The organism is Kordia sp., from assembly GCF_045105435.1.
Lineage (GTDB): Bacteria > Bacteroidota > Bacteroidia > Flavobacteriales > Flavobacteriaceae > Kordia.
In genome coordinates this window covers 1-11,464 of record NZ_JBGCDL010000345.1, presented here as the reverse complement: position 1 = coordinate 11,464, position 11,464 = coordinate 1, and the positions used below count along the sequence as shown (strand labels likewise).

6 protein-coding genes are annotated in these 11,464 nt (G+C 36.2%); 4 read left to right on the top strand and 2 right to left on the bottom strand.

Translation table 11 applies throughout. The features are described from left to right. From AB8B65_RS17565 to AB8B65_RS17550, 4 genes are all read left to right on the top strand, one after another. Window positions 1-245: hypothetical protein (locus AB8B65_RS17565; RefSeq protein ID WP_405302588.1), on the top strand; the 245-nt coding region annotated here is incomplete at its 5' end. A gap of 618 nt (window positions 246-863) precedes the next feature. Beyond that, a complete protein-coding gene (locus AB8B65_RS17560) occupies window positions 864-2,969 on the top strand; it encodes a flavin monoamine oxidase family protein (protein WP_405302587.1) in 2,106 nt (701 codons plus the stop codon). A gap of 159 nt (window positions 2,970-3,128) precedes the next feature. Next, window positions 3,129-4,823, top strand: coding sequence for a patatin-like phospholipase family protein (locus AB8B65_RS17555; protein WP_405302586.1), 1,695 nt, complete (start codon window positions 3,129-3,131; stop codon window positions 4,821-4,823). A gap of 421 nt (window positions 4,824-5,244) precedes the next feature. Further along, entirely contained in the window at window positions 5,245-9,357 is a 4,113-nt protein-coding gene (locus tag AB8B65_RS17550; RefSeq protein ID WP_405302585.1) for an immunoglobulin-like domain-containing protein, read from the top strand. Window positions 9,358-9,431: 74 nt separating this feature from the next. On the opposite strand, the gene AB8B65_RS17545 is transcribed toward AB8B65_RS17550, so the two are convergent. Then, the gene (locus tag AB8B65_RS17545) at window positions 9,432-9,995 is read right to left on the bottom strand and encodes an ExbD/TolR family protein (RefSeq protein WP_405302584.1); all 564 of its coding nucleotides are present in this window, start codon (window positions 9,993-9,995) and stop codon (window positions 9,432-9,434) included. A 228-nt stretch (window positions 9,996-10,223) separates the two neighbouring features. After that, window positions 10,224-11,360, bottom strand: coding sequence for a sodium:calcium antiporter (locus tag AB8B65_RS17540; RefSeq protein ID WP_405302583.1), 1,137 nt, complete (start codon window positions 11,358-11,360; stop codon window positions 10,224-10,226). Window positions 11,361-11,464 lie beyond the last annotated feature (104 nt).

The following is an 11,464-nucleotide window of genomic DNA, read 5'->3' as shown; positions in this document are numbered from 1 at the left end:
TAAGTGAAACTTCTTTCGTATTTTCAAAATCTATATTTTCAAGAGTAACAATCTCATTTTGTTTCGATTGCCCAAAACTAAGTGAAAATTGTGCAGATAGAAAAAAGATACAAAGACCGCATAAAAATGTAGAAGGCTGTGTGAAAAACAACCGATTATATCGTAAAAAAAGTCTCTGTAACATGCTCATATTTGGGACATCTAAAATAACTAATATATATGACTTATGGAAATTACAGACTTAGAGTTATTTAATCATGCAATCAACAACTCACTTTTACCACTTCAAAATGTAAATTTACATCAGTTTAATCCATTTGATTCTTTTCTTTTTTTAATTTGATACTGACGTCTTAAACGAAAATTTATTTACCAAAAACACCAAGTGCAAAGCGGTGTAACTACGAATTGGTCTAAACTCTTAATAACTCTAAACGTCAGTTCGAGTGCGAAATCTATGATTTGGTGTGTCGAGAACAGCTTTGAAATCTGAGTACTTCTCGATAGTTCTATTGAGCGCAGTCGAAATACAATTTTTCTCCATTCTATTTCGAAAAATCACTCCAAGAGACGTCTTGGGTTTGAAGCGCCACTATGAAACGTCTTTACGAGCGTAAGCGTGGTAATCTGTTTATCGTATAACGTATCCGTTATTTAATGCAACAGATTGCTTCGTCATACTTTCTCGCAAAGACGATTCAAAAAATAAGCTAAAAATCTAAGAGCCTCAGCGATCTAAAACACAAAATTAGTCTAAACAAAAAATTACGTAAAAACGCCTATTGCTAAATCCTGCTGAGTTTGGTAACTTTGAAACTATCAGTTGTACAACTGACAACTAACCTCAAAACCATATATAGTACATGAGTTATTTATCATTCAACCCTGGAAATCCAGCTGCTGGAAAAGGGAAAAAAAAGAAAGGTTCTGTTCGTAGAGCTTTTTCCGATTGGATTATTGAAAATCACGGGAAAGATTACAAAGAAACATTGCTAAAACAACGTTCCAACGACGAAAACATCGGTTTGCTAAAAAAGCAAATTGTGGAAGTCACAGACGAAAAAACACCTTTAGTGGGAATTATTGGTGGCGGATTTGCCGGAATGTACGCAGGACTCATTTTACAATCACTAGGAATTGAATTTGAAGTTTTTGAAGCTTCCGATCGTGTTGGTGGACGAATTGATACTTGGTATTCTACCGATTACGATCCCAAAAGCAAAGAAAATAAAGGTTTATATGGCGAAGTAGGAGGCATGCGAATTCCGCAATTCTCAGATGATATGTTGCCAGTACAACATTTGGCGTTATCTTTAAACTATGTATTAGAACGCAACGGTTTGACAGATAAAATGCTGCGTTGGCGAAAATTCTATTACAATTCAGACTATCAACGTTTGCGTTACAACAACATGAAAGCGCCAATACTAGCGAAAGATGCGAGTTTAAATTCGCTCAACTTCGGTGAAACTCAAGGAGGCGATTTAAAAGAAGTATGGGTTACTGAAAAAACAGACGAAAACGGAAACAAATATTTGCCTATAAATGTCATTCTTGACAAAGTAAACGGTCCATTCTTAGAAGCAATCAACAAATCGTTTGAAACGGGTTTTGCTAAACTAATGCGTTATGACAACTATTCCATGTGGGCATATTTGACAAACGTGTTTACCTTGGCAGATTTGGAAGAATACTACGATCCTGCAATGGGCGCACCTTGCGAAAACTTATCGTACAATGTTGCCAGTTATTTGGAAACTTTAAATGTAGGAACAGGAATGTATAGTGTTTCTTTTGTGGAAATGGTCATTGCTGTATATGATTGGGATGGAAGTAAAAATTCGTACGATTCATCGGATCCAAATGTATATATGATTACGATGAACGACGGAATGCAGCATTTTCCAGATGCTTGTAAAGCTGTTTTAAATCTTGATAATGGTATAACGCTAGACGATGGATATTTAGCAAAAGTACTCATCGGAATGGAAAAAGGACAGAACAATGAATATGGATATTCACCACCAAACCTAACCGAAGATGCTGAACCGCCAACAACGGTTCCGCCAGCAGATCCAAAAGGAAATGCCAATACGAAACCTGTAGAACGAAAAGAAAAACAACGTGTCTTTATGCAACATAAAGTAACACAAGCGGAATATGATGGGAAGTTGTTTGACAATAATGGCGGAATGCGTTTAAATATTGAACACACAAACGAACATGGCAAAACAGAAGCGCTACAAAAAGAATATGCGTATGTAATAAGTACATTGCCAAATGGCGCGTATTTGAATGGACAAAAACATAAAAACTTCTTTGAAGGATTATCATTTGCAAAATCCAGAGCATTGCGCGAATGTAACTATATGCCATCATTCAAAGCATTTATAACCTTCAAAAAGCAATTTTGGAAAGACATTGGAGAACGTCAATACGAAACTGGTTTAGGAGTTTCTGCCAGCGATCGATCCAACAGACAAATAGTATATCCATCCTACGGATACGATGCTGAAAAAGGAGTATTACAAATCTATTCTTGGGCACAAGATGCAGAACGATTGGGCGCATTAACGGACGAAGAACGTGTAAATGAATGCTTAAAAGGAATTCAATTCATGTATCCAGAAGTTGACATTTACGAACACTTTGCAGGTTACGACAAGGAAACCACGACAAAAACATGGTTTTGGGATCAACATGCAGGCGGTGGCGCATTTGCATTATTCAGTCCAGGGCAATTCAAAAACCTATATCCAACACTATTAACACCCGAATTTGGAGGTGCATTAAATATTGCGGGCGAATGTTGTTCAGTACATCACGGTTGGATTGTTGGCGCATTAGACTCCGCATATAATTCTGTATATAATATCTTGGAAAAGATGAAAGCCACCAAACACATTGTTAAAATGAAAGCAACTTGGGGCGTATTAAACGCGCCAGATATTTCAGCAAAAAAGAAATAATCTCACCTATAATTAAACAGTAAACGCCAAAAGGAAAGTCTATAAAAAGCTATCCTTTTGGTTTTTATGTAGGTAAATCATTATATTTGAGAGACTTCCCCAATAGAATATAGCCTTTTTATAAAAACAACAAAGAATAACTAACCATATACACCTATTATGTCAAAAGACTTTATTCCCTTTAAAAACATTGGACTTTGCTTTAGTGGCGGCGGATATCGTGCCACATTTTTTTCGTTAGGAGTTGTTTCCTATTACGATAAAATTCAATACCAAGGAAAACCATTACTAGATAGTGTAGAAGCTATGAGTACAGTAAGTGGTGGAACATTATTTGGCGTAGCATTTTCAAAAGCTTCTCAACAAAAGGACTTCGATTTTAAAACATTTTTCAATGAGTTTTATGATAATTTCAAACCTGGAAATGACAAACTACTAGAAACTGCCATTGCAAAACTAGGAAACGATCAAGTTTGGAAGGACAATCCGCATAAAAAACGTTCGCTCATCAACTCATTTGCATTAACCTATGCAGACATGGATGTGTACAAAGGAAGTTTTGATCTATTTTTAAATGAAGAAAAAACAGCAAATCTAAAATATGTCTGCTTTAACTCAACAGAATTCTCTTTTGGATTGGCATTCCGGTTCCAAAACTGTGGACTATTTGCAAACAAACCATTAAGTAACAAACATTTAAACGAACTAGAAGGGCAGTTACAATTAGGAGATATTACAGCATCTTCTTCCTGTTTTCCTTTAGGATTTGAACCGTTGGTATTTCCTGATGATTACATAAAAAATCAAAGTTCGCCCGCATATAAAAATGTAAAAAGCTTAGAACGTTTTGCCGATGGTGTCGGAATTATGGATGGAGGAATTGCTGACAATCAAGGAATTGGAAGTATGATGAACATCAGCATAGCAAGAAAACGCGATGATGAACTCAAAAAAGAACTCGATCTCATAGTGGTGAACGATGTAGGAAGTTTTAAAATGAATCCTTGGCAACCTGAACCTAAGAAAAAAGATGAAAGTTCAAGCATAAAAAGTGTTATTTCAAAAGTATTAGACTATTTCAAAATCAAACCTTTATACATAATCATATTAGTGTTAGGTGTAGTATTGATGGTACTCAACTCAATGGAAATCTTCAAAGGAAAAGCGTGGCCAGCGCTATATATAATTGGAGGAATCTTTACAGGAATCGGTTTATTACTCAGTATTTTTGGTTTAGTTGCCGGAATGACCAAAAGTTCAATTATTGGTTCTCTAAAATCATTATTCAAGAAAAATGTACCTGCGCCTTTGGTAGATGATGTACTCAGTTTTCGTAAACTCAGAGTCGGACTCATTCAGCGAATGCTCACCGAACGCATTTCATCTACAGTAATAATGGTGAATGATATCTTTCTAAAACAAATAAGACGTTTAAACTACAAGCTGTTATATTCTGATCCGAGTTTGCGCCACAAAATAATTACATCGACAGTGTATGAATTAAATGGTGAAAAAACTGCATATAGCAAATCATTCAGTTTCAACAAAAACATAAGTCCTGCACCAAGTACATTATTAACTAGTATTGGATTAATTGCTTCCGAAATGCCAACCACACTTTGGTGGGATGAAAAAGACATTCAAAAAGACCGAATGGACGCATTGATTGCCTGCGGACAATTTACCTCTTGTTACAAATTGATGGATTACATCATTAAACTAAAAAAGAACAAACGAATAGAACTCTCTGAAGAAGAAACAGTTGCTATTGATACACTCTATAAAGACCTAGAAAATGACTGGAAAAAGTTCAATGAAAATCCAATGTTTCATGTAGAATCGTTAAAAGGTTAAACAACAATCGATTAAGTAATTTAGGCGTTTTTGAAAAAAGACGCCTTTTTTATTAAAAAAAATTAAAGAACACCACTAAAAATTCCGAAATCTGCAATAACATAAGTTTAAACCTTAAAATCACTAAGGTAAAACCCAAAACATTCACTGCTTAAATCTTATTTATTTTTTCATTTTGATGTGTTTCTTCGTAAAAAAGTGCATTTAAACGATAAAATAGTGCGATTAAACGATGGTTTTGTAACAGTCAGCTAAATACTCTAGAGAACACTTCAAATGAAACTAGCTTTATAATAGTATAAAAAATAGCCCTCGAAATGTACATTTTGCCCTAAATGCATATTTCAAAAAATAAAAGCTGTTTTGACAGATTATTTTTCCCAAAATGATCTATTTGAACTTAACCTAATTATCAAAAACTATGAAAAAAATTCTACACTTTGTGGTGTTATGCTTGCTTACCTCGTACTTACAAGCACAAACTCCAGGCGTATCAACTTTTTATGAACAAACAACAGGTGATTCGCGAAATTACATTGAGTACATTCCAGGAAACTTACCAATCATTATCTCAGCTCCACATGGAGGTGTACAACAATCAGGACAAACAATAGGAGGAATATTTTATCCAGATAATGATAGTTCATTACCAGATAGAAGTTGTGGAACAAACGAAAGAGATGACAATACTGACATTTTAGTACGTGAAATTCAAAAAGAAATTTTTGAGCTAACAGGCTGTTATGCACACGTCATTATCAATAACCTACACAGATCAAAACTAGACCCAAATCGTGAAATTAATGAAGCTACTTGTGGAAACGCAAATGCAGCCGATCATTGGAATGCTTTTCACGGATACATCGATCAGGCAAGTGCTTCCATAGAAGCAAACTGGGGAAAAGGATTGTATATTGATTTACACGGTCAAAGTCATTCTGTTCCAAGAATAGAAGCAGGATACAACATTACATCGGGAGAATTAAATACTGCAAACTTAAATGCTTCAGACATTATCAATAAATCTACGATACGAAATCTAATAAACGATAACTTAAGCAACTTATCACACGAAGAACTCGTAAGAGGAAATAGCAGTTTAGGACAAATGTTTCAAGATGCTGACGGAGCTTTCTATGCAAGTCAAGGCTATGCAGGTTGTGGAAGCACAAGTGGTTACAGAACGGTTCCTAGTGCAACCAACAATGGTGGCGGAACTTGTGATGATACACGTCCAAACGGAAACGCCTACTTTGATGGTGATTTTTACAACAACCGTAGACACGGATCAGGAAATGGTGCCAATGACGGAACTGGTGGATCAGGAAGCATTGATGGAATCATGACCGAAGTCAACCGTCGTGTCCGTGATTTAGGAACATACAATGGGCAAGTGTACGATACGCGTCCACAAACTTTAGTCCCTTTTGCTAAAGATTACGCGGCAGTTGTACTAAACTTCATCAACACACATTATAACAATTATGCAGGTTTTGGGTATTTAGCAAGTATGTATGCTATCAACGGACCAAATCCAACACCTATTCTTATGAATCCTGCTACAATCGGAGCATTTACAGCGCCTGCCGGACTTGTAATCAATCCAACTACAGGAGAAATTGATACAGCCAACTCAACACCAGGAGATTATGTAATCACATATACCGCAGGAACGTGTGGATATTTCTCTAGCTCAATAACAATTTCTATTGTAACAGATCTTTCACAAGATACAGAGCCACCAACAGCACCAACGGATTTAATAGCTAATAACACTACAGAAACCACAACAGACTTATCGTGGACAACATCAGTTGATAATGTAGACATAGTAGGATATAACATATATGAAAATGGTACACTACGAGAAACCATTATGCAAGTAACCAACTTTGTCGTAACAGGATTAACACCAAATACTACGTATACTTACAGGTTAACTGCAATAGATTCTGCCGGAAACGAATCTGCAACAAGCAATGAAATAAGCGTAACAACACAGGAAAACGTGATACTTATCTATTGCGACTCACAAAGTACCAATGTAAATGATGAATTTATAAGCAGAGTTCAACTTGGAGATATTGACAATGCTTCTAATGCCCAATTCTATTCAGATTTCACTAATATATCTACAGAATTAGTAAAAAACGGACAATATGTTTTAACGGTTACTCCAACTTGGACAGGAACCGTATACAATGAATCGTATGCTGCATGGATCGACTATAATCAAGATGGAGATTTTACAGATCCAGGAGAACAAGTATGGACACAAGGAAATACGCAGCAAACACCTGTAAGTGGAACAATAACGATTCCTACAGCGGTTTCAAATGGTGTTACACGAATTCGTATTGCAATGAAATACAATGCGTTACCATCACCTTGCGAAACTTTCACCTATGGAGAAGTCGAAGATTATACGGTAAATATTGTATCGCCTGAGCCAGATTCAGTTCCGCCATTAATCACCTTAGTAGGAGAAAACCCAATTCAATTATTTGTAAATGACTCATATACAGACGCAGGAGCAACTGCTTTAGACAATGTAGATGGTGATATTACAGATCTTATTGAAGTTACTGGAACGGTAAATACAGCTGTGGCTGGAACGTACACAATATTCTACAATGTAAGAGACACCGCAGGAAATGACGCGGCACAAGTTACAAGAACAGTGAATGTCGTAGAACCTGTAGACGAAACGGTCCCAACAATTACTCTAAACGGAAACGCTAACATCAACTTAAATGTTGGTGATTCATACACAGAATTAGGCGCAACTGCAACAGACAATCTTGATGGAAACATCACTGCAAATATCAGTATTAGCGGAACGGTTGATACTACAACAGCAGGAATTTATACAATTCGTTACAATGTTTTTGACGCTGCTGGAAACGCTGCCGCAGAAGTAACGCGTACTGTAACTGTAGAAGCAGACACTACAATTCCTGTCATTACCTTAAACGGAAACGCTAACATCAACTTAAACGTTGGTGATTCATACACAGAATTAGGCGCAACTGCAACAGACAATCTTGATGGAAACATCACTGCAAATATCAGTATTAGCGGAACGGTTGATACTACAACAGCAGGAATTTATACAATTCGTTATAATGTTTCTGACGCTGCTGGAAATGCTGCCGCAGAAGTAACACGTACTGTAACTGTAGAAGAAGTTGGAATTGGTTGTGCAAACGGAATAAGCACATTTCCATACACAGAAGGTTTTGAAAACACACTAGGAGCATGGACACAATCTACGCAAGATGATATTGATTGGACTATTAATAGTAACGGAACAACATCAAACGGAACTGGACCAGATAGTGCAATAGACGGGAATTTCTATTTATATGTGGAAGCTTCTGGAAATGGAGCAGGATATCCTGACAAGCAAGCAATTTTAACATCACCATGTTTTGATTTAACTCAATTAACAGCAGCAACATTTGGCTTTAGTTACCACATGTTCGGAACGGATATGGGAACACTTGATGTTGAAATTAGTGAAGATAACGGAGCTACTTGGACTTCTATCTGGACACAAACAGGAAATCAAGGAAATGCTTGGCAAACGACCAACTTAGACATTTCGGCTTATACAGGAAGCAATGTACAATTACGTTTCAATAGAGTTACAGGAAGTACCTGGAGAGCAGATATCGCAATTGATAACATCAGCTTACTAGATGAAGAAGTTACCGTAGAAGGTTGTGCTAACGGAATTGGAACATTTCCATACGCAGAAAGCTATGAAAATACACTTGGTGACTGGACACAATCGGGACAAGATGATACTGATTGGACAGTTGATGCGAACGGAACACCATCAAACAATACTGGTCCTTCAAGCGCAACAGCTGGAAACTTTTATATCTATGTAGAAGCTTCTGGAAATGGAACAGGTTTTCCAAACAAACAAGCGGTAATCAACTCGCCATGTTACGATTTATCAAACGAAATAAATGCCTCATTCAGCTTTAGCTATCACATGTTTGGTTCAAATGACATGGGAACTATTTCCTTAGATATTAGCAATGACAACGGTTTATCTTGGACAAGTATTTGGTCAGAATCAGGCAATAAAGGAAACCAATGGTTAACTGCTGATGTAGATCTTTCTCAATATGTTGGTGGAAGTGTACAATTGCGTTTCAACAGAATTACTGGCGGAACATGGCAAGCAGATGTTGCAATTGATAATATTTCATTAAATACAACATTAGCAGCACGTCAAGAAACTACGAATACGAAACATAAAGAAGATAGCACTACAATTGTAGCTTCAAGCGGAGCAAACACATTAACTATTTTCCCAAATCCTGTTCGTGGTAACGTTTTAAACGTAAAACTAGCACACGGAACAGCGCAAACGTATAAAATTAGTAACTTATATGGACAAGCGGTTGCTTCTGGAACTGTAAACAATCAAATACGATTGAACAAATTACAATCAGGTGTTTATTTTATAGAAATCTTTGATGGAGAAAATACACTCACTAAAAAGTTTATCAAACAGTAAAAAAAGCTATTACTAAACTACAAAAGCCCGATACGAATCTGTATCGGGCTTTTACTTTTTAAGGAACTCAAAAATCATTTTTTCAATTCCGCATCCGTAATTCGAAACGGATACGATTCTTTGAGTATTTTCAATTCTTCTTCAGTTAACTCTTCAACTTCTTTATTAAACTTCGTTTTGCTCAGCTCTTTACGCAATTCGTAATAGGCGCTCATCAATTCATTTTGAACACCTACATAGGTATTATATGACGTTTCACGATCGGTTTGAATAGCAATAATTGCTTTCTTCGGATTCTCTGACAAATGTTCCTTTTTTAAACCTTGACAATAATTGCAAGATTGATCGCCATTGTTATCAAGAAACGATTTCACATTTTCGCGCAATTCAGCTAAAGAAACGACTTCGCTGTTTGCCATCAATTGATCATTTCGATTCAATTTAATTGTAAAAACATTCTTTTCATGAATCATTGAATTGCAATCTGTTCCTTCGGGACACGGTTTTGGAATGACGCTATTTATTCCTTGATCTTCCTCAAAAGTAGTCGTCACTAAAAAAAAGATGAGTAGTAAAAACGCAATGTCGGCCATAGAGCCTGCGTTAATACCAGAATTGGTGTTTCTGGACATTTTCATAATATATCGGTTTTAATGTTAATGCTTTAATCGCACCAAAAATAATGCCGAATACTTTTGTTTCTGTTGTGCTAAATTAGTTGATTTATTGTTGTATTAATTTGAAAATGAAGTTTTTAAGCGAAAGTTTATTCACAAAAAGACACCAAGAACTAAGCGATCTAACAGGCAAATTCGCTACTAACAATCTAAAAACGTCCAAACTGAGTTTGTTGAAATGAAACGATACTAAAACAATCCGCTAAAGAAATTAGAAATTGAAGAAAGCACTTCTGAAATACTAGTAATAACTGCTAAATTACTCTCCATTCCTTTCAAAATAATATAAATTACAAAGAGCACATACAACGCAATTAAAAAATACCCGTGTGACTTTTTTATAGCTTTTGGAACCAAATAAATAAAGAAGGCAACAATGGTAATAATTAACAACAATACACGCAATTGCCCCACATTTTCTAAGGTTTCAGGACTCATGGTAATTGGTCCGTAGATCAACGTAAAAAGGAATAACGGAAAACCAAGCGCAAAACAAATGTCAAAAATATTACTTCCCAAGGCATTGGCAACAGCGTCGTCATAATTCCCTTTCATTGCATCTTTCCATGAAATAATGGTATCAGGAACGCTCGTTGCAGCCGAAGCCAACACCACCGAAACAAAATAAACGGGCATGCCAATTGCGTCACCAAATTGTTCGCAAGCGGCTACCAACCAATAACAGGCAATTCCGATAAAAAATACAGAAACCAACATTAAAATCCAGGCTTTGGCCAAGTTAATTTTTTCCGTTCCTAAAACTGTCGTCGCAAAATCTCCTTTAAAAAAAGCTACGGTTCGATTTCCGCCATTTGCAGTCGCTTCATATTCATTAGCAACTGTCCCTGAACCTTGACTTAGCAACATATACGTAATATAAATTCCGTATAAAAGCATTAAAACGAGTCCGTGATACCAATACAAAGTTGTATCTGTAATCAGAAGAATCAATACCAATTCGCATAAAATAAGTGAAATTCCATCACGTTTTATGACCTTTTTAGACACATCAATACGATCTACAATTCCTTTTCCTATCACAGCCATAATCACTACTGCGGGAATAATCATTGCATTAAAAACGGCACTTCCGGCTGTAGTTCCAATTCCGCCCGAAAAACCATCTCTATCTTTCAACACAAATAGAAAAAACAGCGTGGTAAACAGTTCGGGCAAACTGCTTCCTATCGCATTAATAGTAGCACCTTTCATACCTTCTTTCATGTTTCTTCCCAAATAATCGGAAGCCATTTCAAAGCCATCGCATGCACGCCAAATAACGATACAGGTAATAAAAATTAAGCCTAATGAGGAAACTATTGCCATTAAAAAATAATTAGGGCACAAAACTACTGAATTCGTTAGACATTCAATAGGGAAGTTAAATTCCAATTACATTTTTCTGAAATTTTACGCCAATGTCTTGGGAA

Bases quoted from the DNA above. Each gene is read 5' to 3' on its own strand.
- AB8B65_RS17555 (WP_405302586.1), top strand. From the start codon at position 3,129: ATGTCAAAAGACTTTATTCCCTTTAAAAACATTGGACTTTGCTTTAGT.
- AB8B65_RS17560 (WP_405302587.1), top strand. From the start codon at position 864: ATGAGTTATTTATCATTCAACCCTGGAAATCCAGCTGCTGGAAAAGGG.
- AB8B65_RS17550 (WP_405302585.1), top strand. From the start codon at position 5,245: ATGAAAAAAATTCTACACTTTGTGGTGTTATGCTTGCTTACCTCGTAC.
- AB8B65_RS17545 (WP_405302584.1), bottom strand. From the start codon at position 9,995: ATGAAAATGTCCAGAAACACCAATTCTGGTATTAACGCAGGCTCTATG.
- AB8B65_RS17540 (WP_405302583.1), bottom strand. From the start codon at position 11,360: ATGGCAATAGTTTCCTCATTAGGCTTAATTTTTATTACCTGTATCGTT.